Below are 25,955 nucleotides of genomic sequence, written 5' to 3' on the forward strand. Positions count from 1 at the left end.
TCACCCCGCCAGGTCCAGAATTCGTACTACCAGCTGCGAGAAGCTCATTCCCGCCTGACGCGCCGCCATCGGCACCAGACTGTGGCTGGTCATCCCCGGAGAGGTGTTCGCCTCCAGCAGATAATACTGGCCATCACTGTCCTGCATCACGTCAATGCGACCCCATCCACGGCAGCCTAAGACTTTCCAGGCTTTCAGTACTAAAGACTGCATTGCCGATTCCTGGGATGAATCTTCACAGCCAGGGCAGAAATATTTCGTCTCATCAGAGAGATACTTCGCTTCATAATCATAGAAGGTTCCGGCAGGTTGGATGCGAACTGTCGGTAAAATTTCTTCACCAAGCACCGCAACCGTAAATTCCGGCCCACTGAGCCATTTTTCTACCAGAACTTCGTCATCGTGTTGAAACGCTTGCGTTAACGCTTCAGCCAGATCAGCACTCTCGATGACTTTCGACATCCCGACGCTTGAGCCTTCACGACTCGGCTTAACGATAAGCGGCAGGCCAAGCGCAGCAATCTGTGTCTGAACCTCGCTAGAAAGCCCGGCATTAAAGGCTTCGCGCTCAACGGCGACCCAAGGAGCAACCGGTAATCCGGCCCCCTGCCACAGCAATTTACTGCGCAGTTTATCCATTGAAATGGCCGATGCCATCACGCCGCTGCCGGTATACGGAAGTTTTAAGAGCTCCAGTAATCCTTGCAGCGTGCCATCTTCGCCGCCACGGCCGTGCAGCGCAATAAACGCTTTCTGAAAACCCATATTTTTCAGTTGGGTAACATCAGTTTCTTTTGGGTCTACCGCATGCGCATCAATGCCCGCTTCGCGAAGACCGGCCAGCACCGCCGCGCCGGAGTTTAACGACACGTCGCGTTCGGCTGAGGTTCCACCCAAAAGAACCGCGATCTTATCAGCCATGACGCGGTTCCTCCTGAGTTTGCGGCTTCAGTTTGATTTCAGCTAAGTTACGCGCGATTTTACCAATATTTCCCGCGCCCTGAATTAGAACGAGATCATTACCCGTCAGTACTGATGCCAGCATTTCCGGGACCTGAGCGCTGTCAGAGACCAGAATCGGGTCCACTTTTCCGCGACCACGAATGGTACGGCACAGTGAACGGCTATCGGCACCAGGAATTGGCGCTTCGCCCGCCGGGTACACATCCAGCATCAGCAGCGCATCGACCTGAGTCAGCACGTGGGCAAAGTCATCATACAGGTCGCGCGTGCGGGTGTAGCGGTGCGGCTGGAATACCATCACCAGCTTTTTGTCCGGCCAGCCAGCGCGGGCGGCTTTGATCGTTGCATCCACTTCCGTTGGATGGTGACCGTAGTCGTCCACCAGCAGCGCGGTGCCTTCTTTACCGTTCACCTCTTCCAGTGGGAATTCCCCCAGGAAGTCAAAACGACGACCGGTGCCCTGGAAACTTTCCAGCGCGCGCAGAATCGCCTCATCTTCAATGCCTTCTTCCGTCGCCACTGCAACTGCCGCAGCGGCATTTAGCGCGTTATGACGGCCCGGCGCATTCAGCGTCACGCGCAAGTCTTCTTTATCCTGACGCACCAGCGTGAAGTGTCCCTGCGGGCCAATCTGCTGGTAGCTTTCCACACGAACGTCCGCATCGTCGCTGAAGCCGTAGGTAGTGGTCTGACGGCCAACGCGCGGCAGCAGCTCGCGAATAACAGGATCATCAACGCACATCACCGCACGGCCATAAAACGGCAGGTTATGCAGGAAGTTGATAAACGTCTGCTTTAAATTCTCGAAGTCGCCCTGGTAGGTATCCATATGGTCGGCTTCGATGTTGGTGACAATCGCCACCATCGGCTGCAGATGCAGGAACGACGCGTCGCTCTCATCGGCTTCCGCAATCAGGTAGCGGCTATGGCCCAGACGCGCATGCACGCCTGCCGCCTTTACCAGGCCACCGTTGACGAAGGTCGGGTCCAGCCCGGCTTCCGCATAAATGCTTGCGACCATCGCGGTGGTCGTAGTTTTACCGTGTGTCCCGGCAATGGCGATGCCGTGACGAAAACGCATCAGCTCTGCCAGCATTTCCGCGCGGCGAATCACCGGGATACGCGCTTCATGTGCGGCAACGATTTCCGGGTTATCGGCAGAGATAGCCGTAGAGACCACCACCACACTCGCATCGCGAACGTTTTCCGGGCGGTGGTTGAAATAGATGGTGGCGCCCAATTTCGTCAACTGCTGCGTCACCGGGTTCGGTGCCAGGTCGGAACCGCTGATCTGATACCCTTCGTTGGCCAGTACTTCAGCAATACCGCCCATACCGGCGCCGCCGATGCCAACAAAGTGAATGTGCCGGACGCGACGCATCTCGGGCACAATAGAACGCAGTTTCGCCAGTTGTTGTGTATTCATTCTCTAAACGCCATCACTTCTGAAATTCGGGCGACGCAAATGCGCCGCGATGATTAAGCCTTTGCAGCCAGGCTTACTTCTTTTGCTACCCGCTCGGTAGCGTCCGGGATGGCCGTCGCACGAGCACGCTCAGCCATCTCTAATAATGTGTTGCGATCCCAGCTTGCCAGCGTGTCAGCGACCGCTTGCGCCGTAAACTGCGGCTGCTCGAAGATCTTCGCCGCGCCGGCTTTCTCCAGCGGCAGCGCATTCCAGTACTGCTGACGGTCCTTATGCTGGAACGGCACGAAGATGGCAGGCAGCCCGGCTGCCGCAATCTCGCTGACCGTCAGCGCGCCAGAGCGACAGACGACGACATCGGCCCATGCGTACGCTTCGGCCATATCATCAATAAATTCGGTCACTTTATGCTGTGGCTGACCCGCATCGGCGTAAGCCTGCTCAACGGTCTGTTGACCGCCTTTACCGCTCTGATGCCAGATGGTTACCGCATCACCCAAACGCTGCGCCACCTGAGGCAGAGTCTGGTTGAGAATACGCGCCCCCTGAGAGCCGCCAACGACCAGTACGCGAATCGGGCCTTCGCGGCCGACCAGACGCTGTTCCGGCAGCGCCAGCGCCAGCACATCAACACGCACCGGGTTGCCGACCACTTCCGCATTCGGGAACGCGCCCGGGAAAGCCTGCATCACTTTGGTGGCAATCTTCGCCAGCCATTTGTTAGTCAAGCCAGCGATGCCGTTCTGCTCGTGCAGGACAACCGGAATACCCAGTGACCACGCTGCCAGACCGCCCGGCCCGGAAACATACCCGCCCATTCCCAGCACCACGTCCGGCTTAAAGCGTTTCATGATCGCGCGCGCCTGACGCCAGGCGTTAAAAATACGCATCGGCGCCAGCAGCAGCGCCTTCACGCCTTTGCCACGCAGGCCGGAAATATGGATAAAATCAATCTCGATGCCATGTTTTGGCACCAGGTCGGCTTCCATACGATCCGCGGTTCCCAGCCAGCGTACTTGCCAGCCCTGATCCATTAAATGGTGCGCAACCGCCAGCCCCGGGAACACGTGTCCGCCGGTACCGCCCGCCATCACCATTAACCGCTTTGTTTGACCGCTCATCGAGAACCTCGGGTAAACGCCTGGGCTTTCTCCAGACGCGTTTCATAATCAATACGTAATAAGAACATGATGGCTGTCGACATAATCAGAAGACTGGAGCCACCGTAGCTTATCAACGGTAGGGTCAGGCCCTTGGTCGGTAACATCCCGGCCGCCGCCCCTACGTTGACCAACGCCTGGAAGCTGAACCATACGCCGATTGCGCAAGCCAGGAAGCCAGAAAAACGTTGGTTTATCTCCAGCGCTTTGCGACCAATAGACATGGCGCGGAAAGCGACGAAGAATACCATTAAAAGTGCCAGTACCACACCGATATAACCCAATTCCTCGCCGATGATGGCGAAGATGAAGTCGGTATGTGCCTCCGGCAGATACTCCAGTTTCTGCACCGAGTTGCCTAAACCCTGGCCCCACATCTCACCGCGCCCGAAGGCCATCAGCGACTGCGTCAGCTGGTAACCGCTGCCGAACGGGTCTTCCCACGGGTTCCAGAACGAGGTCACGCGGCGAATACGGTACGGTTCGGCGAGGATCAGCAGCACCACGGCCGAGATACCCATGCCGATAATCGCGATGAACTGCCACAGCTTGGCGCCTGCCAGGAACAGCATCGCCAGGGTGGTGACAAACAGCACCACGACGGTACCGAGGTCCGGCTGCGCCAGCAGTAAAATTGCCAGCACGAAAATCACGCCCATCGGCTTTAAGAAGCCGCGCAGGTTGTTGCGCACCTCGTCGGCTTTACGCACCAGGTAGTTGGCGATATAGCAAAACAGCGACAGCTTGGTCAGTTCGGCAGGCTGGATACGCAGCGGACCGAAAGCAATCCAGCGCGATGCCCCGTTAACCGAGCTACCGACCACCAGTACAATCAGCAACATACCAATAGAAGCAATCAGCATGAACGTACTGTGCTTCTGCCAGAACGACATCGGCAGTCGCAGCGTCACTAGCGCCAGCACAAACGCCAGCAGAATATAGAGACCGTCACGCTTGGCAAACAGGAACGGATCGTTCGCCAGACGCTGACCCACCGGCATCGACGCCGAGGTCACCATAATAAAACCAATCGCCGCCAGGCCAAGCGTCAGCCACAGCAGCGTGCGGTCATACATAATCAGGCTATCGGTATCTTTTTCCCGAGAGCCCATCACCCAGCCCTTAAGCGCGGCAAACATCCAACCAAACAGCCATGCGAAAACGCGCATGCCCGGCAGACGCGGCAGCCTCAGTCGAGGCAGTCTCAGGCGCGGGAGCGATAAACGCATCAACCTAACTCCTTCGCCAGGCGAGCAAACACGTCGCCGCGCTGTTCAAAGCTTTTAAACTGATCGAGGCTAGCGCAGGCCGGAGACAGCAGCACCATATCGCCCGCTTTAACCTGCGGGGCAATCAGGCGCATTGCCTCTTCCATGGTTTCCGTTTGGGTGGCGATTTCCGGACGCAGCGCGGCCAGCTCACCGCCGTCGCGGCCAAAGCAGTAAAGGCGAATGTTATCGCCGGTCAGGTAGCGTCGCAGCGGTTCAAAGTCGGCAGATTTACCGTCGCCGCCCAGCAGCAGATACAGCGTGCCCGCTACGTGCAGGCCGTTTAAGGCCGCTTCGGTACTGCCGACGTTGGTCGCTTTTGAGTCGTTAATCCAGCGCACACCGCGGTGGTCGAGCACAATCTGGAAACGGTGAGCCAGCCCGGTAAAGGTGGTCAGCGCTTTCAGGCTGGTCGCGCGCGGCAGGCCGACGGCATCCGCCAGCGCCAGCGCCGCCAGGGCGTTGCTGTAGTTATGCTGCCCGGTGAGCGGCATCTCTTTAACGTTCAATACCTTTTCACCCTTCACGCGCAGCCAGGTCTCCCCTTGCTGGCGGTTCAGGTGATAGTCACCGACGTCCACGCCGAAGCTCACACAGCGCTCGTCCGCACCGCGGACCGGCATAGTCAGGCCGTCGTCAGCATTCACAACGCAAACTTTGGCGTTTTCATAGATACGCAGCTTCGCCGCACGATACTGCTGCAGCCCAAGCGGATAGCGATCCATATGATCTTCGGTGACGTTCAGAATGGTAGCGGCCGCGGCATGCAGGCTGGAGGTGGTTTCCAGCTGGAAGCTGGAAAGCTCAAGCACGTACAGCTCGCGGGCCGGATCCAGCAGCATCAGCGCGGGCAGGCCGATATTCCCACCGACGCCGACGTTCACGCCTGCGGCTTTAGCCATCTCACCAATCAGCGTGGTGACGGTGCTTTTACCGTTGGAGCCGGTAATGGCCACAATCGGTGCCTGCGCTTCACGGCAGAACAGTTCAATGTCACCGACGATTTCAATACCGGCATCCGCCGCACGGCTCAGCGACGGATTTGCCAGCGCCATACCGGGGCTGGCAACAATCAGATCGGCCGCCATCAGCCAATCTTCATTCAGCCCGCCGACGTAGCGTTCAACCGCTTCCGGCAGCTTATCCAGACCGGGTGGCGTCGCTCGGGTATCCATCACGCGTGGCGTAACGTTCTGCGCGAGGAAGAAATCCACGCAGGAGAGCCCGGTCAGTCCAAGACCAATGATAACGACGTTTTTACCCTGGTAATCTGCCATGATTAACGTACCTTCAGCGTTGCCAGGCCAATCAGCACCAGCATCAGCGAAATAATCCAGAAACGCACGATAACGCGCGGCTCTGGCCAGCCTTTCAGTTCATAGTGGTGGTGAATCGGCGCCATACGGAAGATGCGCTGACCGCGCAGCTTGAAGGAGCCCACCTGCAGAATCACCGACAGGGTTTCCACCACGAAGACGCCGCCCATGATCACCAGCAGGAACTCCTGACGCAGCAGCACGGCAATAATGCCCAGCGCGCCGCCCAGCGCCAGCGAACCAACGTCGCCCATAAAGACCTGCGCCGGATAGGTGTTGAACCACAGGAAGCCTAAGCCAGCACCGACAATCGCCGTACAGACGATGACCAGCTCGCCGGCGTGACGCAGGTAAGGAATGTGCAGATAGCTTGCAAAGTTCATGTTACCGGTCGCCCACGCCACCAGCGCAAAGCCCGCCGCCACAAAGACGGTCGGCATAATGGCCAGACCATCGAGGCCATCGGTCAGGTTAACGGCGTTGCCGGTCCCCACGATGACGAAATAGGCCAGCAGGATGTAGAGCAGACCGAGCTGCGGCATGATGTCCTTGAAGAACGGCACCACCAGTTCGGTGGCTGGCGTATCTTTACCGGCGAGGTACAGCGCGAAGGCCACGCCCAGCGCAATGACCGACATCCAGAAATACTTCCAGCGCGCGATAAGCCCTTTAGTGTCTTTGCGGACCACTTTGCGATAGTCATCAACGAAACCGATAATGCCGTAGCCAATCAATACCGTCAGTACGCACCAGACGTACGGGTTTGACGGATAGGCCCACAGCAGCACGGAGACCGTAATCGCGGTCAGGATCATAATCCCGCCCATCGTTGGGGTACCGCGTTTACTGAAGTGAGATTCAGGACCATCGTTACGAACAACCTGACCAAACGACATTTTTTGCAGACGGGCGATCATGCGCGGGCCCATCCACAAAGAGATGAACAGCGCGGTCAGCAGGCTGACGATGGCGCGAAACGTCAGATAGGAAAAGACGTTAAAGCCGGAATAATATTTGACCAGATGTTCGGCCAGCCACACTAACATGTCCCGTTCTCCTGTAATGCGCGTACAACCTCTTCCATGGCGGCACTGCGTGAACCTTTCACCAGAATGGTGATAGATTTGTGTTCGTTAATCAGCGTGTTAAGACGAGCAATTGCCGATGCTTTATCGGTAAAGTGCTCCCCTTCCCCACTGGCAATGCTAATCGCCTGGCTTAATTTGCCAACGCTCAGCACGCGATCAATACCCGCCGCTTTCGCCGCTTCGCCAACCTGAATGTGGCAAGCTTCGCTCTCAGCGCCAAGCTCGGCCATATCGCCGACCACCAGTACGCGGTAGCCCGGCATTTCAGACAGCACCTGTACCGCCGCCGTCATCGAACCAACGTTAGCGTTGTAGGAGTCGTCCAGCACCAGTTGGCTGTCCGTCAGATGAATCGGGAACAGGCGCCCCGGCACCGCTTTCAGCTGCGCCAGACCGGCTTTCACCGCGCCTAAGTCAGCACCCACAGCGGTTGCCAGCGCGGTTGCGGCCAGCGCATTGGCGATGTTGTGGCGACCCGGCAGCGGCAACAGCACATCAGTGTTGCCGTTCGGCGTATGCAGCGTAAATTCCGTACCCTGCGAGGTAATGCGCACGTCAGAAGCGTAGAAATCACTCCCCGCCGCGTTGGGTGAGAAACGCCAGACGGTACGCTCGCCAATCACCTGCTGCCAGTTGGCCCAGTCATTGTTATCGGCGTTCAGAATCGCAATGCCGCTGTCCGGCAGGCCGGTGAAGATCTCACCCTTCGCTTTCGCGACGCCCGCCAGCGAGCCAAAACCTTCCAGATGCGCCGCCGCCAGGTTGTTCACCAGCGCGGCTTCCGGGCGGGTCAAACTCACGGTCCAGGCGATTTCGCCCTGGTGGTTTGCCCCGAGCTCAATAACCGCAAACTGGTGCACCGGGGTCAGACGCAGTAATGTCATCGGCACGCCAATGTCATTGTTTAGATTGCCTGCGGTATAAAGCGTGTTGCCGCACTGCCCCAGAATGGCGGCGGTCATCTCTTTCACCGAGGTTTTACCAGAAGAACCGGTCAGGGCCACCACACGAGCAGGTACCTGCTGACGAACCCAGGCCGCCAGTTCACCGAAGGCCAGACGGGTATCACTCACCACCAGTTGCGGCAGGTCGATGTCCAGCTTGCGGCTGACCAGCAGCGCGCCTGCGCCGCCGTCTTTTGCCGTCTGCGCAAAATCATGCGCATCAAAACGTTCACCCTTCAGCGCCACAAACAGACAACCCGGGGTTAATTTCCGGGTATCGGTGGTCACATCTTCAATAAGGGCATCGCTGCCGCAAAGCTCGCCGTTCAGAACGTTGGCAAGCTGGCCAAGCGTTACGCCAATCATGCCACCACTCCCAGCAGACGCGCTGCGGTAATACGGTCGGAGTAATCGAGACGACGGTTACCCACAATCTGATAATCTTCATGGCCTTTACCAGCCACCAGCACGACGTCATCCGCTTTTGCCTGCATGATGGCGTTGGTGACCGCTTCAGCGCGGCCTTCCATCACCTTCACGTGGCCAGCATCAACCATGCCCGCGAGAATGTCGTTAATGATGTCACGCGGCTCTTCGGTGCGCGGGTTATCGTCGGTCACCACCACCACGTCGGAAAACTCTTCGGCAATGGCACCCATCAGTGGACGTTTGCCTTTGTCACGGTCACCGCCGCAGCCAAAGACGCACCACAGCTTGCCGGAGCAGTGCAGGCGCGCGGCCTGCAGCGCTTTTTCCAGCGCATCCGGCGTGTGGGCGTAATCGACCACCACCGTCGGTTTGCCCGGCGCGCTAAACACTTCCATGCGCCCACAAACCGGCTGTAAACGCGCTGCGGTTTTCAGCAAATCAGCCAACGGATAGCCCAGCGCCAGCAGCGTAGCCAGCGCCAGCAGCAGATTGCTAACGTTAAACGCGCCCATCAGGCGGCTTTCAATTTCGCCTTCGCCCCAGGTGGAGTCGAAGCGGATGGTCGCGCCGCTGTCGTGGTAATTCACCGTCACGGCGTTCAGCCAGCGGCCGTGGCAGTCTGGATTAATGTGACCGTCCATGGAGACCGCAACGGCATCCGGCAGGCGGCCTAACCAGCGACGGCCCACTTCATCGTCAGCGTTGACGATGGCCTGACCGCAGTGGTGAGTGGAGTACAACAGCCATTTCGCCGCTTCGTAGTGCTCCATATCGCCATGATAATCAAGATGGTCGCGGCTCAGGTTAGTGAACACCGAGGCGGCAAACTTGAGCGCAGCCACACGGTGCTGCACCAGGCCGTGAGAGGAAACCTCCATCGCGGCTACCGTCGCACCCTGCTCAACCAGACCGGCCAGCACGTGCTGTACGTCGACCGCCGAGCCGGTGGTGTTTTCCGTTGGGATGACTTTATCCAGCAGGCCGTTACCGACCGTGCCCATCACCGCACTGGTTTCACCCAGCAGTTGGCACCATTGTGCAATCAGCTGCGTGGTGGTGGTTTTACCGTTGGTCCCGGTCACGCCAATCAGGCGCAGGCTGTCGGACGGCTCGTGGTAAAAACGCCCGGCCAGTGCCGATAAGCGCTCGTTTAACTGGCTGAGGTAGATAACCGGCACGCCGTGCATCTCGCGGATTTCACCGTCGGCGGCCTCATCTTTTGCCTCGGCTATAACAGCAGCGACACCTTGCGCAATTGCCTGCGGGATATAACGACGCCCGTCCGCCTGATGACCCACCACCGCTACGAACAGATCGCCCGATGCAGCCACACGGCTGTCGAGCGTCATCTCTCGCAGTAATCGCTCCGGCGCATTTGGCACCCACGGAGCGAGAAGGTCGCGCAAATTACGATCTGCCACCTGTACCCTCGCCTTGATTCGTTACTAATTCACTTTTATCGCCGCCCGTCGCCAGCGCATCCGGCTCAATGTTCATCGTGCGCAGTACGCCGCCCATGATGGCACCAAAGACCGGCGCGGAAACGGCGCCACCGTAGTATTTACCCGCCTGCGGATCGTTGATCACCACCACCAGCGCAAAGCGCGGCTGGCTGGCTGGCGCAACGCCCGCGGTGTAAGCAATGTATTTGTTGATATAGCGCCCGTCCGGACCGACTTTTTTCGCCGTACCGGTTTTAATCGCGATACGGTAGCCTTTAATCGCCGCCTTCACGCCGCCGCCGCCTGGCAGCGCCACGCTTTCCATCATATGAACGACGGTGCGGACAATAGATTCCGGGAAGATACGCTCGCCGGGAACCGGCGGGTCAACTTTGGTTATCGACAGTGGACGGTAGATCCCGTAGCTGCCAATCGTTGCGTAGACACGCGCTAACTGTAACGGCGTTACCATTAGCCCGTAGCCGAAAGAGAAGGTGGCCCTCTCTATGTCAGACCACCGTTGTTTTTGAGGATATAAGCCACTGCGTTCTCCGACCAACCCCAAATTGGTCGCTTTTCCCAGCCCAAAACGTGAGTAAGTATCTACTAACGCTGAGGACGGCATCGCTAACGCCAGCTTGGAAACACCGACGTTACTCGACTTCTGTAGAACCCCGGTCAGGGTCAATTCGCTGTAGCGCGCCACGTCTTTGATTTCGTGGCCGTTAATACGGTAAGGAATGGTGTTCAGCACGGTGTTTTCGCGCACCACGCCGCGCTGTAGCGCGGTCATCACCACCATCGGTTTCACCGTAGAGCCCGGTTCAAACACGTCGGTGATGGCCCGGTTACGCATGGTGTCTTTGGCCGTACCGGTAAAGTTGTTCGGGTTGTAGGATGGGCTGTTGGCCATCGCCAGCACTTCACCGGTGCTCACGTCGACCAGCACGGCGCTACCGGATTCCGCTTTGTTAAACGCCACGGCGTTGTTCAGTTCGCGGTACACCAGCGCCTGCAGGCGCTCATCAATGCTCAACGCCAGGTTGTGCGCGGCCTGGCTGTCGGTTGAGGAGATATCTTCAATCACCCGGCCATAGCGGTCTTTACGCACGATGCGCTCGCCCGGTTGGCCGGTGAGCCACTTGTCGAAGCTCTTCTCAACCCCTTCAATCCCCTGGCTGTCAACGTTAGTGAAGCCGATGAGGTGAGCGGTTACTTCTCCGGATGGATAGTAACGGCGCGACTCTTCGCGCAGATAAATCCCTGGCAACTTGAGCTTTTTGATGTAGTCAGCCATGTCAGGGTTCACCTGACGCGCCAGATAGATGAAGCGCATGCGCGGGTTGGTATTGATACGGTTCGCCAGTTGGTCCAGCGGGATGTTCAGCGCATCAGCCAGCGCTTTCCAGCGGTTGTTCAGCATCACGCCGCCCGCTTCATGCAGCTCTTTCGGGTCAGCCCAAATCGCTTTTACCGGCACGCTCACCGCCAGCGGGCGGCCGGAGCGGTCAGTTATCATACCGCGAGAGGTGGAAACCTGCTGAACGCGCAGGGAACGCATGTCGCCCTCACGCACCAACTTATCCGGGGCAATAATCTGGAGCCAGGCCGCGCGTCCCAGCAGGAACGCGAGCGCGAGAAAAATACAGCCGCAAAGCAACGCAAAACGCCAACTGATAAAGTTGGCCTGTTCTTCCTGACGTTTTGGCTTATGCGTTTTTGCCGCTGGTTTCATGCGTTGCAATAATCCTTATTTCTGTACAACAATGTTTTCTTTTGATGGATCAACATGTTGCATCTGCAACTTTTCAGTAGCGATACGTTCGACGCGGCTATGATCGCCAAGAGCATTCTCTTCGAGGATCAGATTTCGCCACTCAATGTCTAACGCATCGCGCTCCAGCACCAACTGTTCTCGTTGGGCCGTTAACAGGCGAGTATGGTGGGCGGTCGTCACCACCGTTACCGCCGTGACAATGATGCAAATGAACAGACAGAGTGGCAGCTTCCCGAATTGCAAAAGGTCGTCGCGAATAACGCCAGGCAAGGCATGGCGCTCGCCGTTTCCTAACGACCCGGTTACTTTGCTTAGGGCTTCTGTCACTCTGCCGATCATGCGTTCGTCCTTTCTGCAATACGCAGTACTGAACTACGGGCACGCGGATTCTCTGCCACTTCATCTTCGCCCGGCATCAACTTGCCTAGCGCTCGTAAATGACGGCCACCCAGCTTCCTGAGTTGCTCTTCAGTCATCGGGATCCCCGCTGGAACTTGTGGACCGCGGCTCTGTTCACGCATAAAGCGTTTCACAATGCGGTCTTCCAGCGAATGGAAGCTGATGATCGACAGCCGCCCACCCGGGGCCAGCACGCCAAGCGAGCTTTTTAGCGCTTGCTCTATCTCCTCCAGCTCACTATTCACCCAAATGCGCACCGCCTGGAAGGTACGGGTTGCGGGGTGTTTGAATTTGTCTTTCACCGGCATGGCCGCCGCGATAACTTCCGCCAGCTCTTTGGTGCGGGTCATCGGCTGCTCGCGATTACGCTCAACGATGGCGCGAGCGATACGTTTACCGAAGCGTTCTTCGCCAAAGGTTTTAATCACCCAGGCAATATCCGCTTCCTCTGCCGTTTGCAGCCATTCTGCTGCTGACTGACCGCGGGTTGGGTCCATGCGCATGTCCAGCGGGCCATCGCGCATAAAGGAAAAACCACGTTCAGCGTCATCAAGCTGCGGTGAAGAAACGCCAAGATCGAGAAGGATACCGTCGATCTTGCCGACAAGGTCACGCTCGGCAACGTAGTCCGCCAGCGCTGAGAAAGGGCCATGCACGATGGAAAAGCGTGGATCATCGATGGTCTTAGCCACCGCGATCGCTTCTGGATCGCGATCGATCGCAATCAATCGCCCCTGTTCGCCAAGCTGCGACAGGATAAGGCGCGAGTGACCACCGCGACCAAAAGTACCATCAATATAGATACCGTCAGGACGAATATTCAGGCCGTTAACGGCCTCATCCAGCAGTACCGTGGTGTGTTTAAAATTTTCCATCATATTTATAAGGACAAATCCTGCAATCGCTCCGACAGCGCCCCTGAAGCAGATTGCTCAGCGTCGATATCTTCCTTGACCTGTTGATACCAGGCCGTTTCATCCCACAGTTCAAATTTGTTGAACTGCCCGACCAGCATCACTTCTTTGGTCAATCCGGCGTGTTGCCGTAAAACCGGCGCAATCAATAATCGCCCGGCATTATCCATCTGGCATTCGCTGGCATGCCCTAACAGCAATCGCTGTACGCGACGCTCAACGGGATTCATGCTCGACAAACGCGAGAGTTTTTGCTCGATAATTTCCCATTCAGGCAGAGGATAAAGCAGCAGGCAGGGGTGATGGATGTCAATGGTACAAACCATTTGACCGGTAGCGCTCTCGACAAGCTGGTCCCGATATCGGACAGGGACGGCTAAGCGCCCTTTGCTGTCGAGATTGACTAACGTTGCCCCTCGGAACATGCCAGCTTCACCCCCGATTACCACTTTGCCCCACAAATTCCCACTTTAAGGAGTTTACGGAGCAGAGGAAAAGCTTGTCAAGCCAGCATGAATGCCAACAGAGTCCAAAAAACCACTATTTGCGGCCGACAATAGCCCTGATTAATAATTATCCAACAGACGAGGCAAATTAACGCCATGAATACCCGTAAGAAAAATAGAGGCTGATTCACATGCCGTTAACGCGACTTAATATCATCGAAAGAATATATAAAGTGTCAGTTTGCGACGCGAGCGGCATTTTAGGACATTCTGTTGCTCGTTAACAGTCCCTCTGGCGCGCCCTTACAACGAATTCGGAGTAGAGGGATTGCCCATTCTGGTAGGTAAGCTGAGAAGTGTTTGTTATTTCGGCAATCCGCCGCGAGAATGTAACAAAATAATACACAAATAATTTAATTTTACTTTGCGTTCACATTATTAAGCACTATTCCGCGATCTTAGCGGGGGAATTAAATAGAGGGCTAACCAAAATGGAGAATTATCTTAATTAAGATTTGAAAGGCTTTTTTTGTTCAATGAAGGCCACTATTCGCAGCCTTCATTGAAAGAGTCTATCGACGGCTCAGGCTACCGCGACGATAAAGGTTACGACGAATACGGCTCAAGCCAGGCTTCGGCTTACGCGGTTCGTCGAGGCTTGCCAGCACAATCTCCAGCACGCGTTCGGCAACATCACGGTGACGCTGGGCAACCGCAAGCACCGGACACTGCAGGAAGTCGAGCAGTTCGTTATCACCAAAGGTCGCAATCGCCAGATCGGTCGGCAGCTTGCCTTCACGACGCAGCGTAACGTCCATTACCCCTTGCAGCAATGCAAATGAGGTGGTGAATAGCGCCTGCGGCATCGGGTGCGTTTCCAGCCATTTTTCAAACAGCTGCGCCGCCGCTTCACGTTCATAGCTATTGGCATACAGGAAGTGCACGTCGCGCGGGTCATCTTTCCAGGCGGTACGGAAGCCCTGCTCACGCAGGAAGCTCACTGACAGTTCCGGCAACGCACCAAGATAAAGTACGGTTTCTGCCGGGAAGGTACGCAGTTCTGCAGCAAGCATTTCCGCATCGTCCTGATCGGCGCCCACGACGCTGGTGAAGTGTTCACGATCGAGCGCACGGTCAAGCGCGACAATCGGGAACGAATCGTTCGCCCAACGCTGGTAGAAAGGGTGCTCCGGCGGCAGCGACGTTGACACGATGATCGCATCAACCTGGCGTTGCAGCAGATGTTCGATACAGCGCATTTCGTTATCCGGCTGATCTTCAGAACAGGCAATCAGTAACTGATAGCCGCGCTGACGGGCCTGGCGCTCAAGATAGTTTGCGATGCGCGTGTAGCTGGTGTTCTCCAGGTCGGGAATAACCAGCCCAATAGAACGAGTGCGTCCTGCACGCAGACCGGCGGCTACCGCGTTAGGGTGGTAGTTATGCTCACGCACAACGGCCATCACTTTTTCGACAGTCTTGTCGCTGACGCGGTACTGCTTAGCTTTGCCGTTAATCACATAGCTGGCGGTGGTTCGGGAAACACCGGCAAGCCGGGCGATTTCATCCAGTTTCACAATTGCCCCTTGCTTTATAAGTATAATCCGTAACATCTAAACGCAGATTGATCTCATCGGCAATAGCTTTTCTTCGCACTTATTGCTGATTTCGCAAAAAAAAGCCCGACTTCAGGCCGGGCTACGATAAAGCGATGAGAGGTGATTAGCGCATAATCTTGTCGCCACGCGACAAACCGACCACGCCGGAGCGCGCTACCTCAACAATTCTGGCGACGTCGCGCAAAGAAGCAAGGAACGCATCCAGCTTGTCGCTCGTCCCCGCCAGCTGCACGGTATAGAGCGATGGCGTGACGTCGATGATCTGCCCGCGGAAGATTTCCGTGTTGCGTTTCACCTCATCACGGCCATAGCCGCTGGCCTGGACCTTCACCAGCATGATTTCACGTTCAACGTGTGCGCCCTGCCCCAGCTCGTTCACTCGCAGTACGTCCACCAGCTTGTGCAGCTGCTTTTCGATCTGCTCGATGGTCTTTTCATCACCGACCGTCTGGATAGTCATGCGGGATAGCGTCGGATCGTCGGTAGGTGCGACGGTCAGACTTTCAATGTTGTACCCGCGTTGCGAAAAGAGGCCAATCACGCGCGACAGCGCGCCGGACTCGTTTTCCAGTAATACAGATAATATCCGGCGCATAATCAGGTTCTCTCCGTTTTGCTCAGCCACATCTCGTCCATTGCCCCGCCGCGAATCTGCATCGGGTAGACGTGCTCGCTGCCATCGACGCAGACGTCGACAAATACCAGGCGGTTATTGCGCACCTGCTCCAGCGCCTGTGTAAGCTTACTCTCAAGCTCAGCGGGCTCGGTGATACGAATACCCACATGACCGTAGGCTTCCGCCAGGCGGACAAAGTCCGGCAGCGACTGCATATAGGACTGAGAGTGACGGCCAGAATAGATCATATCCTGCCACTGCTTCACCATGCCCAGATAGCCGTTGTTTAGGTTTAGCACCAGCACCGGTAGCTCGTACTGCAGCGCAGTTGAGAGCTCCTGAATGTTCATCTGAATACTGCCGTCGCCCGTCACGCAGACCACGGTCTCTTCCGGCAGCGCCATCTTCACGCCGAGCGCCGCCGGCAAGCCAAAGCCCATGGTGCCGAGGCCGCCGGAGTTGATCCAACGACGCGGTTTATCAAACGGGTAATACAGCGCGGCGAACATCTGGTGCTGACCCACATCTGAGGTGACGTACGCTTCACCGTTGGTCAGCTTCCAGATAGTTTCCACCACTGCTTGCGGCTTAATCTGCCCGCTTTGAGTGTCATATTTCAGGCATTGGCGCGCACGCCATTGCTCGATTTGCTGCCACCAGTCGCGGATCTCATCCAGCGGCTGCGCGGCGCTTTCCTGATCCAGCAGCTCCAGCATTTGATCCAACACTTGCCCCGCATCGCCGACGATCGGAATATCCGCCGGTACTGTCTTAGAGATCGACGTGGGATCGATATCGATATGCAGCACCGTGGCATCCGGGCAGTACTTCGCCAGATTGTTGGTGGTGCGATCGTCAAAACGCACCCCGACGGCAAAAATCACATCGGAGTGGTGCATCGTCATATTGGCTTCATAAGTGCCGTGCATCCCCAGCATCCCCAACGACTGACGATGCGTTGCCGGGAAACCGCCCAGCCCCATCAGCGAAGAGGCTACCGGCAGGTTCAGTTTTTCAATCAGCGTACGCAGCTGCGTGTGGCATTCGGCGTTCACCACGCCACCCCCCACGTATACCACCGGCTTTTTCGCCGCGATAAGCGTCTGCAGCGCGCGTTTGATCTGACCTTTATGGCCGGTCGTGGTTGGGTTGTAAGAGCGCATGCTGACCGCATCGGGCCAGACGTACGGCAGCTTCTTAGCCGGGTTCATAATATCTTTTGGCAGGTCAACCACCACCGGGCCAGGACGGCCGCTGGCTGCCAGCCAGAAGGCCTTCTTGAGCACGCCGGGAATATCTTCGGTCTGCTTCACCAGGAAGCTGTGCTTCACCACCGGGCGCGAGATCCCGACCATGTCACACTCCTGGAAGGCATCATAGCCAATCAGCGACGTCGCTACCTGACCGGAGAGCACGACCAGTGGAATCGAGTCCATATAGGCCGTGGCAATGCCGGTGATAGCGTTTGTCGCCCCAGGGCCGGAGGTGACCAGCACCACGCCCACTTCCCCGGTCGCACGCGCCAGGCCATCAGCCATATGCACCGCCGCCTGTTCATGGCGCACCAGCACATGGTCAATACCTCCCACCGTATGCAGCGCGTCATAAATATCGAGGACGGCGCCTCCAGGGTAGCCAAATACCTGCTTTACGCCCTGATCGATTAACGATCGGACGACCATCTCGGCTCCAGACAACATCTCCATGGTTTGCCTCCCGGCTTCTGTGCTTAATGGCCCGAGAATTCATTTCTCTACGGCCATATACCAGCGGTACGCGATACGTCCACCGGCACTAAATTATCGGTAACGACCTAACATAACCGCTCGCCACAAGGCAGGCAATTCACACGTCTGACGTAGATGCGGTACTAAAAAGAGGAAAAATAAAGGGAAAAGGGAAAATGATGGATGATTACTTCAATGCCCGGAAAAGAATAGCGTAGATGCTCGGGCGAATGGAGCCATTACAGCAAAACCTGCATTTTTCACTTTATTGCCCCGACGACCAATCGGCAATAACAGCATAAAATTCTTATTTGTCACAAATAGACAAAACAAACAGAATGCAAATGCACCCTGTTTGCCTTCGAAGTCGATTACTGCTGACGGCAGGCGTTAATCAACAGTTCTTCCATCCATTGATGGCCTTTATCGCGACCGGCCGCTTCATGCCAGGAAAGATAGCAGGTACGACTGTTTAGCTTCATTGGCAGCGGTAAAATCTGCAGGTGAAGCTGTTCAGCAAACTCTTCGGCCAGACGACGTGGCGCCACGGCGACCATCTGGGTCTGGGAGACCACATTCAGAACGCTAATCAGCGCCATACCTTGATAGGCTACGCGACTTTGCTTATCAATGGTGTCATACCACGGCTGGCTAAACGATGCATAGCGATCGAGAGAAACAACGGCATGCTCTTCGTTATAAATATCGGTTTCCGTTACCGGACCATGCACCCGTGGGTGCTTGTTGCTTGCCACCAGAACCATTTCATCATTAAAGAGTGGAATGCAGGCAAACTCCGGGCGGCGGAACTCTTCATAGCCCAGCACAAACTCAATTTCCTGATAACGCAACTGATGTTCGGTATTTTGATTTAACGATGATTTGAAAACCATATGAATATGCGGCGCGACTTCATTCACTTTATTGAGAATGACGGAAGTCAGGTAATTATCGAGAGGGCTGCACACACAAAGATTAAATACGCGTTCGCTGCTCAATGGTTCAAAACCTGAGCCGGGTAATTCATTTTGCACCAGCTGCAAAGCTTGACGAACAGAACCAAAAAGCTGGAATGCACGCGCCGTCGGCTGAATACCGCGCCCATAGCGCACAAACAATTCATCATTGAACATGACTTTCAGGCGAGCGACAGCATTACTGACCGCAGGCTGCGACATGCCTAGCATGTGGGCTGCGCGCGTAATGTTTTGCTCCTGCATTACCGCATCAAATACGGTCAGCAAATTTAAATCAACCATCCGGAGCTGAGGTTTATTTCCTTCATTAGTTGATGTGCGTTGCTGCTCCGGCACGTTAATTACGCTATCAGACTCCAATGTCATACAAAACTCCCTTTGCAAAATAGCAAAAATATATTGAGGCTATATGATTTACCATGCATATAAGATCCAAAGAAGAGAATTCAATAAAAAATAGGAATATATAAAGAGGCAAAGTGACATTATTGATGAGTAAAAACCGACCTCATCTATATCACCAAGCGAATGACATGTAGTTTACCCATAGATCGGACGAATAGACAACAATCCAAAATCGGAACAATAAATTAAGTTTTATTAAAGTGTTTTATTTTTCTCGATTTTAAAATTAACATTTTATATCAAAAATGGCTTTTATCGATTTACAAAACAAGAGCCTGTTTTATATAAACATCTACTTATCATGCAGATAGCTTCAAACTTAAGAAATGTCAAACTCATGAGCATTTACGATGAATCATGTTCAGATGCGACAAAGTATGTAATTCGTGAATTAACAAAAGAAACTATCATCTATAGATAACGGCATTCTTCAGCACAATTAGCTAATTCAGCCGTTTCGTTTCCATAACGAATTCCCCTTCATTTCATACGTCAGGGTTGACATCAGAAACCATATCCAGTACCACTAAAAGCATATCGAATTCATCTGGAGAATGATGACATGTTCCGTACCACTCGCTTCAACGGCCTACTACTACTAAACGCCTCTTCTGTGCGCGGTAGGCTGGTGTGCGACGTTCAACGTTAAGTCATCATCAGTTAAACGAAAAACCCGCGCCGCTGCGCGGGTTTTTTTATGCTCGTAGCAAGGCGCCCCAAGTTAACCAAGGACCTAAACCATGAGCCAGCAAGTCATTATTTTTGATACGACCTTACGTGATGGTGAACAGGCATTACAGGCAAGCCTGAGCGTGAAAGAGAAACTGCAGATTGCCTTTGCTCTCGAGCGTATGGGCGTTGACGTGATGGAAGTCGGGTTTCCGGTCTCTTCTCCGGGCGATTTTGAATCGGTACAGACCATCGCGCGCAACATTAAAAACAGCCGCGTCTGTGCGCTGGCTCGCTGCGTAGAGGCGGATATTGATGTTGCCGCCGAGTCATTGAAGGTAGCCGAAGCGTTCCGTATTCATACTTTTATTGCCACCTCACCGATGCATATCGCCACCAAGCTGCGCAGTACGCTGGATGAAGTCATCGAACGCGCAATCTATATGATTAAGCGGGCACGTAATTACACTGACGACGTTGAATTCTCCTGTGAAGATGCCGGTCGTACCCCAATTGACCAGCTGGCGCGCGTAGTAGAAGCCGCGATTAACGCTGGTGCGACCACCATCAACATTCCAGACACCGTCGGCTACACCCTGCCGTTTGAATTCTCCAATATTATTACCGGCCTGTACGAACGCGTGCCAAACATCGATAAAGCGATTATCTCCGTTCACACCCATGACGACCTGGGCATGGCGGTCGGTAACTCTCTGGCTGCGGTCCATGCGGGCGCTCGTCAGGTTGAAGGCGCGATGAACGGTATCGGTGAGCGCGCGGGTAACTGCTCGCTGGAAGAAGTGATCATGGCGATTAAGGTGCGCAAAGACATTATGAACGTGCACACCGCTATCAACCACAACGAAATCTGGCGTACCAGCCAGACCGTCAGCCAGATCTGCAACATGCCGATCCCGGCCAACAAAGCTATCGTCGGCACCGGCGCGTTCGCCCACTCTTCCGGTATCCACCAGGATGGCGTGCTGAAGAACCGCGAAAACTACGAAATCATGACGCCGGAATCCATCGGTCTGAACCAGGTGCAGTTGAACCTGACTTCCCGCTCTGGCCGTGCCGCCGTGAAGCACCGCATGGAAGAGATGGGTTACAAAGATACCGACTACAACATGGACCACCTGTACGACGCATTCCTGAAGCTGGCGGACAAAAAAGGCCAGGTCTTCGATTACGATCTGGAAGCCCTGGCGTTCATCAACAAACAGCAGGAAGAGCCAGAGCATTTCCGCCTGGATTACTTCAGCGTGCAGTCAGGCTCCAGCGACATCGCCACCGCATCCGTGAAGCTGGCCTGCGGTGAAGAAACCAAAGCCGAAGCCGCTAACGGTAATGGCCCTGTTGATGCGATTTATCAGGCGATTAACCGTATTACCGGCTACGACATTGAGCTGGTGAAATACGACCTGAACGCCAAAGGCCAGGGCAAAGACGCGCTGGGTCAGGTGGATATCGTCGTTAACTATAACGGTCGTCGCTTCCACGGCGTCGGTCTGGCAACGGATATCGTTGAATCCTCCGCCAAAGCGATGGTTCACGTGCTGAACAACATCTGGCGCGCCGCAGAAGTCGAAAAAGAGTTGCAACGCAAAATTAAGAATAACGAGAACAACAAGGAAACCGTGTAATGTCGAAGAATTACCATATTGCTGTGTTACCAGGTGACGGTATTGGCCCGGAAGTCATGACACAGGCATTGAAAGTACTGGAAGCCGTGCGTCAACGTTTTGATATGCGCATTACCACCAGCCATTACGACGTGGGCGGCATCGCCATCGATCGTCATGGCGAACCGCTGCCGAAAGCAACCGTTGACGGCTGTGACCAGGCGGATGCGATTCTGTTTGGCTCCGTGGGCGGCCCAAAATGGGAAAACCTGCCGCCGAACCAGCAGCCAGAGCGCGGCGCGCTGCTGCCGCTGCGTAAACACTTCAAGCTGTTCAGCAACCTGCGTCCAGCGAAGCTGTATCAGGGGTTGGAAGAATTCTGCCCGCTGCGCGCTGATATCGCCGCTAACGGCTTCGATATCCTGTGTGTCCGTGAACTGACCGGCGGTATCTACTTCGGTCAACCGAAGGGTCGCGAAGGCAGTGGCCAGCACGAGAAAGCGTTTGATACCGAGGTGTATCACCGTTTTGAGATCGAACGTATCGCCCGTATCGCGTTTGAATCTGCACGTAAACGCCGTCACAAAGTGACCTCAATCGATAAATCCAACGTGCTGCAGTCCTCCATTTTGTGGCGCGAAATCGTCAGCGAAATCAGCAAAGAGTATGCCGACGTTGAACTGGCGCACATGTACATCGACAACGCCACCATGCAGCTGATTAAAGACCCGTCGCAGTTCGACGTGGTGCTGTGCTCCAACTTGTTCGGCGACATTCTCTCCGACGAATGCGCGATGATCACCGGCTCTATGGGCATGCTGCCGTCTGCCAGCCTGAACGAAGAAGGCTTTGGCCTGTACGAACCTGCCGGTGGCTCCGCGCCGGATATCGCTGGCAAAAACATCGCCAACCCGATTGCGCAAATCCTCTCTCTGGCGCTGCTGCTGCGCTACAGCCTGGACGCCAACGACGCGGCGACTGCCATTGAAAATGCCATTAACCGCGCGCTGGAAGAAGGCGTACGGACCAGTGATTTAGCTCGCGGTGCCGCGGCAGTCAGTACCGATGAAATGGGCGACATCATCGCCCGCTATGTTGCCGAAGGGGTGTAATCATGGCGAAGACCTTATACGAAAAGTTGTTTGATGCTCACGTGGTTTATGAAGCGCCAAACGAAACGCCGCTGTTGTACATCGACCGCCACCTGGTGCATGAAGTGACGTCACCGCAGGCGTTTGACGGCCTGCGTGCGCACAACCGTCCGGTGCGCCAGCCGGGTAAAACCTTCGCCACCATGGATCACAACGTCTCTACGCAGACCAAAGACATCAACGCCTCCGGCGAGATGGCGCGCATCCAGATGCAGGAGCTGATTAAGAACTGCAACGAGTTTGGCGTTGAGCTGTATGACCTGAACCACCCGTATCAGGGCATCGTGCACGTCATGGGGCCAGAACAGGGCGTGACCCTGCCAGGCATGACCATCGTCTGCGGCGACTCCCATACCGCGACGCACGGCGCATTCGGCGCACTGGCGTTCGGTATCGGCACCTCCGAAGTGGAACACGTGCTGGCAACCCAGACCCTGAAACAGGGTCGCGCCAAAACCATGAAGATTGAAGTGAACGGCAAAGCGGCGCCGGGCATCACAGCCAAAGACATCGTGCTGGCGATTATCGGTAAAACCGGCAGCGCAGGCGGCACTGGCCACGTGGTCGAGTTCTGCGGTCAGGCTATCCGTGACCTGAGCATGGAAGGCCGCATGACGCTGTGCAACATGGCGATTGAACTGGGCGCGAAAGCGGGCCTGGTGGCGCCGGACCAGACCACCTTCAATTACGTGGAAGGCCGTCTGCATGCGCCAAAAGGCAAAAATTTCGACGAGGCGGTTGCCTACTGGCAGACCCTGAAAACCGACGATGGTGCCACCTTCGACAGCGTAGTCACCCTGCAAGCGGAAGACATTGCGCCGCAGGTGACCTGGGGCACCAACCCAGGCCAGGTTATCTCCGTGAATGATAATATTCCGGACCCTGCCTCCTTTAACGATCCGGTAGAGCGCGCCAGCGCCGAGAAAGCGCTGGCCTATATGGGCCTGAAGCCAGGCATTCCGCTGACCGACGTCGCGATTGATAAAGTGTTTATCGGCTCCTGCACCAACTCGCGTATTGAAGATTTACGCGCGGCGGCAGAAATCGCCAAAGGCCGTAAAGTCGCCCCAGGCGTACAGGCGCTGGTTGTACCTGGCTCCGGCCCGGTGAAAGCGCAGGCGGAAGCCGAAGGTCTGGATAAGATCTTTATCGAAGCGGGCTTTGAATGGCGTCTGCCGGGCTGCTCCATGTGCCTGGCAATGAACAACGATCGTCTGAACCCAGGCGAACGCTGCGCCTCTACCAGCAACCGTAACTTTGAAGGCCGTCAGGGCCGCGGCGGTCGTACTCACCTGGTCAGCCCGGCTATGGCCGCAGCGGCCGCGGTAACCGGCCATTTCGCCGACATTCGTAGCTTGAAATAAGGAAACACCATCATGGCTGAGAAATTTACCCAACATACGGGACTGGTGGTGCCGCTGGATGCCGCGAACGTCGATACCGATGCCATCATTCCAAAGCAGTTTTTGCAGAAAGTGACCCGCACCGGCTTTGGCGCACACCTGTTTAACGACTGGCGCTTCCTGGACGACAAAGGCGAGCAGCCGAACCCAGAGTTCGTACTGAACTTCCCTGAGTTTAAAGGCGCTTCCATTCTGCTGGCGCGCGAAAACTTCGGCTGCGGTTCGTCACGCGAACACGCACCGTGGGCGCTGACCGATTACGGTTTTAAAGTGGTGATTGCCCCAAGTTTTGCCGATATTTTCTACGGCAACAGCTTTAACAACCAGTTGCTGCCAGTGACCCTGAGCGATGCGCAGGTCGACGAAATGTTTGAATTGGTGAAAACCAACCCGGGCATTACGTTTGAAGTGGATCTGGAAGCACAGGTAGTGAAGGCGGGGGAGAAATCCTACAGCTTTAAAATTGACGACTTCCGCCGCCATTGCATGTTGAACGGGCTGGATAGCATTGGCCTGACGCTGCAGCATGAAGACGCTATTTCTGCTTACGAAAACAAGCAACCAGCGTTTATGCAGTAATCCGTAACGCCGCTGCCTCCCCGGAGGCGGCGCTTTCGCGCCTTGTCCGGGCTACAAACGCGTGCCAATTGTAGGCCGGATAAGGCGTTTACGCCGCCATCCGGCGTAGCCCGGCCGAGCGCAGCGACGCCAGGACGGCTCCAGACTAAACGTCCTTCACCCGCGCGGTCATTACCAGCGCCACCAGCGAAATCCCGGCAATCACCCAGTACACCGAGAAGTGGCCAAAGCTCTGCGCCAGCGCCCCCTGAATAATCCCCGCCAGAATCACCCCGGTTGAAATGCTGTTGGTAAACAGCGTAGTCGCCGCTCCCGCACGACCCGGCATCAGGTCCTGGAACCACAGCATACCAATCCCGGCGACAATGCCGATAAACACCGCGTTAAACAGCTGGAGCACCAGCAACGACGTATGGCTATGGAAAAAGATTAGGCCTACGTAGAACAGCACTCCGGCGGCCACCGCCGTTACCATCATTCGCCGCTTGCCGAAGTGCTTCACGTAGTAACCCGCCAGGATCATCGCCGGAATTTCCAGCCCCGCTGCCGTCCCCATCAGGATCCCCGCTAGACTATCCGGCAGGCCGAGATCGCTGCTGATCCATAGCGGCATATCGATGATATACATGGTGTTACAGGTCCACATCAGCGTCGACGCGATAAACAGCATCCGCACGTTGCTGTCTTTCCAGCCGCTAATCTGGTTCTGCACCGCATCGGCGGGCTGTTCGACTCTGGCTACCGACGGTAGCGTCAGGGCAATCAGCGTCAGGCTAATGACGAAAATGACGGCAGCAATAGAAAACATGGCGGTAAAACCGTAGTTGAGCGCCAGCATAAAGGCCAACGGTGGGCCAATCACCCACGCCAGCGAGAGCTGCGCACGCATTACCGAACTGAACATCACTACTTCACGCGCCGAGCTATCGGCATATTCACGCGCCAGCGCGAACAACTGCGGCATCGCAGCATTGGCGATCGAGGCCAGCAGTACGCCGCAGGTAATCAGCGTCAGATAGTGGCGGTTGAAGGCGAAAAGTAGCGCGTTGCCCACCGCCATCAGGCAGCAGAACATAATCAGCTTGCGCCGATCGCCCCGGTTATCGGATCGTTTTGCCAGCCCAAGGCTGACGACGATCCCGGCGATGGCGTTGACGGTATAGAACAGCCCCACCCAGAATGGCTGCACACCGACTTCTCGACTGAGGTACAGGCTCAGCGTCGGCGCCTGCAACGCCCCCGCTATGCCCATCATAAAGGCCACCAGCATAAAGGCGGCATACACACCGTTGAGACGTCGTCCCATCGTCATTAACCAGAGCATCAGAGATCCTTTCGCGAAAGAATAAAAAAAAGCCAGCAGATGATACCTGCTGGCAAATACTCAGTCACACATGATTAGGCGAATTAATAATCAGAGGTCGGGTTCGTAACTTCCCACTGCATCAGATAGTTCAGCACTTCAAGCCGCTGTGCGGTCGCCTGACGGGCCAGCCAGGAAACATTTTTGGTAGCAGAGAAATAACGCTGGTAGAACTGATACATGGTGACCTCCTCATTTCCCCTTCGCTTCATCGAAATCAATTATTGGCTTAATATAGGGATTAATAAATTG

Annotated in this window: 23 protein-coding genes; 5 read left to right on the top strand and 18 right to left on the bottom strand. The window is 55.7% G+C overall.

Annotation, left to right across the window (positions count from 1 at the left end):
- The 16 genes from V6940_RS11860 to leuO all read right to left on the bottom strand — a co-directional run bounded on the left by V6940_RS11860 (position 1) and on the right by leuO (position 18,877).
- Positions 1 to 921: a D-alanine--D-alanine ligase gene (locus tag V6940_RS11860; RefSeq protein WP_333495985.1), complete on the bottom strand. Its 921-nt coding sequence runs from the start codon at positions 919 to 921 to the stop codon at positions 1 to 3.
- A complete protein-coding gene (murC, locus tag V6940_RS11865) occupies positions 914 to 2,389 on the bottom strand; it encodes a UDP-N-acetylmuramate--L-alanine ligase (RefSeq protein ID WP_333495986.1) in 1,476 nt (491 codons plus the stop codon). Before murC ends, V6940_RS11860 begins: the two co-directional genes overlap by 8 nt.
- Positions 2,390 to 2,442: 53 nt before the next feature.
- Entirely contained in the window at positions 2,443 to 3,510 is a 1,068-nt protein-coding gene (gene murG, locus V6940_RS11870; protein WP_333495987.1) for an undecaprenyldiphospho-muramoylpentapeptide beta-N-acetylglucosaminyltransferase, read from the bottom strand.
- Entirely contained in the window at positions 3,507 to 4,778 is a 1,272-nt protein-coding gene (gene ftsW, locus V6940_RS11875) for a cell division protein FtsW (protein ID WP_333495988.1), read from the bottom strand. Before ftsW ends, murG begins: the two co-directional genes overlap by 4 nt.
- A complete protein-coding gene (murD, locus tag V6940_RS11880) occupies positions 4,778 to 6,094 on the bottom strand; it encodes a UDP-N-acetylmuramoyl-L-alanine--D-glutamate ligase (protein WP_333495989.1) in 1,317 nt (438 codons plus the stop codon). The genes ftsW and murD overlap by 1 nt, the downstream gene beginning before the upstream one ends.
- A gap of 2 nt (positions 6,095 to 6,096) precedes the next feature.
- Positions 6,097 to 7,179 (bottom strand): phospho-N-acetylmuramoyl-pentapeptide-transferase, encoded by a 1,083-nt coding sequence (mraY, locus tag V6940_RS11885; protein ID WP_035893027.1) that lies wholly within the window; start codon positions 7,177 to 7,179, stop codon positions 6,097 to 6,099.
- Positions 7,173 to 8,531 carry a UDP-N-acetylmuramoyl-tripeptide--D-alanyl-D-alanine ligase gene (murF, locus tag V6940_RS11890; protein ID WP_333495990.1) on the bottom strand — a complete coding sequence of 453 codons (1,359 nt, stop codon included), beginning with the start codon at positions 8,529 to 8,531 and terminating at the stop codon, positions 7,173 to 7,175. The genes mraY and murF overlap by 7 nt, the downstream gene beginning before the upstream one ends.
- Complete coding sequence (murE, locus tag V6940_RS11895) at positions 8,528 to 10,015, bottom strand: UDP-N-acetylmuramoyl-L-alanyl-D-glutamate--2,6-diaminopimelate ligase (protein WP_333495991.1); 1,488 nt, start codon at positions 10,013 to 10,015, stop codon at positions 8,528 to 8,530. Before murE ends, murF begins: the two co-directional genes overlap by 4 nt.
- Complete coding sequence (locus V6940_RS11900; protein ID WP_333495992.1) at positions 10,002 to 11,771, bottom strand: peptidoglycan glycosyltransferase FtsI; 1,770 nt, start codon at positions 11,769 to 11,771, stop codon at positions 10,002 to 10,004. The genes murE and V6940_RS11900 overlap by 14 nt, the downstream gene beginning before the upstream one ends.
- A 15-nt stretch (positions 11,772 to 11,786) precedes the next feature.
- Entirely contained in the window at positions 11,787 to 12,152 is a 366-nt protein-coding gene (gene ftsL / locus V6940_RS11905) for a cell division protein FtsL (RefSeq protein WP_035893020.1), read from the bottom strand.
- Positions 12,149 to 13,090, bottom strand: coding sequence for a 16S rRNA (cytosine(1402)-N(4))-methyltransferase RsmH (gene rsmH, locus V6940_RS11910; protein ID WP_185668559.1), 942 nt, complete (start codon positions 13,088 to 13,090; stop codon positions 12,149 to 12,151). Before rsmH ends, ftsL begins: the two co-directional genes overlap by 4 nt.
- 2 nt (positions 13,091 to 13,092) lie before the next feature.
- The gene (mraZ, locus tag V6940_RS11915) at positions 13,093 to 13,551 is read right to left on the bottom strand and encodes a division/cell wall cluster transcriptional repressor MraZ (protein WP_185668561.1); all 459 of its coding nucleotides are present in this window, start codon (positions 13,549 to 13,551) and stop codon (positions 13,093 to 13,095) included.
- Between the two features lie 593 nt (positions 13,552 to 14,144).
- Complete coding sequence (cra, locus tag V6940_RS11920; protein ID WP_185668563.1) at positions 14,145 to 15,149, bottom strand: catabolite repressor/activator; 1,005 nt, start codon at positions 15,147 to 15,149, stop codon at positions 14,145 to 14,147.
- Positions 15,150 to 15,294: 145 nt separating this feature from the next.
- On the bottom strand, positions 15,295 to 15,786 hold the full coding sequence (gene ilvN / locus V6940_RS11925) for an acetolactate synthase small subunit (protein ID WP_035893016.1): 492 nt from the start codon (positions 15,784 to 15,786) through the stop codon (positions 15,295 to 15,297).
- 2 nt (positions 15,787 to 15,788) lie between these two features.
- Positions 15,789 to 17,513, bottom strand: a complete 1,725-nt coding sequence (gene ilvI, locus V6940_RS11930) for an acetolactate synthase 3 large subunit (protein WP_333495993.1) — start codon at positions 17,511 to 17,513, stop codon at positions 15,789 to 15,791.
- 392 nt (positions 17,514 to 17,905) lie between these two features.
- Positions 17,906 to 18,877 carry a transcriptional regulator LeuO gene (leuO, locus tag V6940_RS11935; RefSeq protein WP_333495994.1) on the bottom strand — a complete coding sequence of 324 codons (972 nt, stop codon included), beginning with the start codon at positions 18,875 to 18,877 and terminating at the stop codon, positions 17,906 to 17,908.
- A 601-nt stretch (positions 18,878 to 19,478) separates the two neighbouring features.
- On the opposite strand from leuO, the gene leuL reads away from it, so the two are divergent.
- From leuL to leuD, 5 genes are all read left to right on the top strand, one after another.
- The gene (leuL, locus tag V6940_RS22765) at positions 19,479 to 19,565 is read left to right on the top strand and encodes a leu operon leader peptide (protein WP_100249930.1); all 87 of its coding nucleotides are present in this window, start codon (positions 19,479 to 19,481) and stop codon (positions 19,563 to 19,565) included.
- Positions 19,566 to 19,656: 91 nt separating this feature from the next.
- Positions 19,657 to 21,228, top strand: a complete 1,572-nt coding sequence (gene leuA, locus V6940_RS11940) for a 2-isopropylmalate synthase (RefSeq protein ID WP_185668569.1) — start codon at positions 19,657 to 19,659, stop codon at positions 21,226 to 21,228.
- Positions 21,228 to 22,319: a 3-isopropylmalate dehydrogenase gene (leuB, locus tag V6940_RS11945; protein ID WP_185668571.1), complete on the top strand. Its 1,092-nt coding sequence runs from the start codon at positions 21,228 to 21,230 to the stop codon at positions 22,317 to 22,319. The genes leuA and leuB overlap by 1 nt, the downstream gene beginning before the upstream one ends.
- A gap of 2 nt (positions 22,320 to 22,321) precedes the next feature.
- Positions 22,322 to 23,722, top strand: a complete 1,401-nt coding sequence (gene leuC / locus V6940_RS11950; RefSeq protein WP_333495995.1) for a 3-isopropylmalate dehydratase large subunit — start codon at positions 22,322 to 22,324, stop codon at positions 23,720 to 23,722.
- A gap of 12 nt (positions 23,723 to 23,734) precedes the next feature.
- Positions 23,735 to 24,340 carry a 3-isopropylmalate dehydratase small subunit gene (gene leuD / locus V6940_RS11955; protein WP_333495996.1) on the top strand — a complete coding sequence of 202 codons (606 nt, stop codon included), beginning with the start codon at positions 23,735 to 23,737 and terminating at the stop codon, positions 24,338 to 24,340.
- A gap of 145 nt (positions 24,341 to 24,485) precedes the next feature.
- Here leuD and V6940_RS11960 read toward each other — a convergent pair whose 3' ends face one another.
- Together V6940_RS11960 and sgrT are read right to left on the bottom strand one after the other, a co-directional pair.
- Positions 24,486 to 25,664: a sugar efflux transporter gene (locus V6940_RS11960; protein ID WP_333495997.1), complete on the bottom strand. Its 1,179-nt coding sequence runs from the start codon at positions 25,662 to 25,664 to the stop codon at positions 24,486 to 24,488.
- A gap of 83 nt (positions 25,665 to 25,747) precedes the next feature.
- Entirely contained in the window at positions 25,748 to 25,885 is a 138-nt protein-coding gene (gene sgrT / locus V6940_RS11965; protein ID WP_333495998.1) for a glucose uptake inhibitor SgrT, read from the bottom strand.
- Between the last annotated feature and the right edge of the window lie 70 nt (positions 25,886 to 25,955).

This window comes from Kluyvera sp. CHPC 1.251 (genome assembly GCF_036759945.1).
Lineage (GTDB): Bacteria > Pseudomonadota > Gammaproteobacteria > Enterobacterales > Enterobacteriaceae > Kluyvera > Kluyvera sichuanensis.

Excerpts from the sequence above, each read along its gene's own strand:
- leuL (WP_100249930.1), top strand. The coding sequence starts at position 19,479 with ATGTTCCGTACCACTCGCTTCAACGGCCTACTACTACTAAACGCCTCT.
- ftsL (WP_035893020.1), bottom strand. The coding sequence starts at position 12,152 with ATGATCGGCAGAGTGACAGAAGCCCTAAGCAAAGTAACCGGGTCGTTA.
- leuO (WP_333495994.1), bottom strand. The coding sequence starts at position 18,877 with ATGACATTGGAGTCTGATAGCGTAATTAACGTGCCGGAGCAGCAACGC.
- V6940_RS11960 (WP_333495997.1), bottom strand. The coding sequence starts at position 25,664 with ATGCTCTGGTTAATGACGATGGGACGACGTCTCAACGGTGTGTATGCC.
- leuB (WP_185668571.1), top strand. The coding sequence starts at position 21,228 with ATGTCGAAGAATTACCATATTGCTGTGTTACCAGGTGACGGTATTGGC.
- murC (WP_333495986.1), bottom strand. The coding sequence starts at position 2,389 with ATGAATACACAACAACTGGCGAAACTGCGTTCTATTGTGCCCGAGATG.
- ftsW (WP_333495988.1), bottom strand. The coding sequence starts at position 4,778 with ATGCGTTTATCGCTCCCGCGCCTGAGACTGCCTCGACTGAGGCTGCCG.
- murF (WP_333495990.1), bottom strand. The coding sequence starts at position 8,531 with ATGATTGGCGTAACGCTTGGCCAGCTTGCCAACGTTCTGAACGGCGAG.
- mraY (WP_035893027.1), bottom strand. The coding sequence starts at position 7,179 with ATGTTAGTGTGGCTGGCCGAACATCTGGTCAAATATTATTCCGGCTTT.
- ilvN (WP_035893016.1), bottom strand. The coding sequence starts at position 15,786 with ATGCGCCGGATATTATCTGTATTACTGGAAAACGAGTCCGGCGCGCTG.
- murD (WP_333495989.1), bottom strand. The coding sequence starts at position 6,094 with ATGGCAGATTACCAGGGTAAAAACGTCGTTATCATTGGTCTTGGACTG.
- leuA (WP_185668569.1), top strand. The coding sequence starts at position 19,657 with ATGAGCCAGCAAGTCATTATTTTTGATACGACCTTACGTGATGGTGAA.
- rsmH (WP_185668559.1), bottom strand. The coding sequence starts at position 13,090 with ATGATGGAAAATTTTAAACACACCACGGTACTGCTGGATGAGGCCGTT.
- leuD (WP_333495996.1), top strand. The coding sequence starts at position 23,735 with ATGGCTGAGAAATTTACCCAACATACGGGACTGGTGGTGCCGCTGGAT.
- leuC (WP_333495995.1), top strand. The coding sequence starts at position 22,322 with ATGGCGAAGACCTTATACGAAAAGTTGTTTGATGCTCACGTGGTTTAT.
- ilvI (WP_333495993.1), bottom strand. The coding sequence starts at position 17,513 with ATGGAGATGTTGTCTGGAGCCGAGATGGTCGTCCGATCGTTAATCGAT.
- V6940_RS11860 (WP_333495985.1), bottom strand. The coding sequence starts at position 921 with ATGGCTGATAAGATCGCGGTTCTTTTGGGTGGAACCTCAGCCGAACGC.
- murG (WP_333495987.1), bottom strand. The coding sequence starts at position 3,510 with ATGAGCGGTCAAACAAAGCGGTTAATGGTGATGGCGGGCGGTACCGGC.
- sgrT (WP_333495998.1), bottom strand. The coding sequence starts at position 25,885 with ATGTATCAGTTCTACCAGCGTTATTTCTCTGCTACCAAAAATGTTTCC.
- V6940_RS11900 (WP_333495992.1), bottom strand. The coding sequence starts at position 11,771 with ATGAAACCAGCGGCAAAAACGCATAAGCCAAAACGTCAGGAAGAACAG.
- mraZ (WP_185668561.1), bottom strand. The coding sequence starts at position 13,551 with ATGTTCCGAGGGGCAACGTTAGTCAATCTCGACAGCAAAGGGCGCTTA.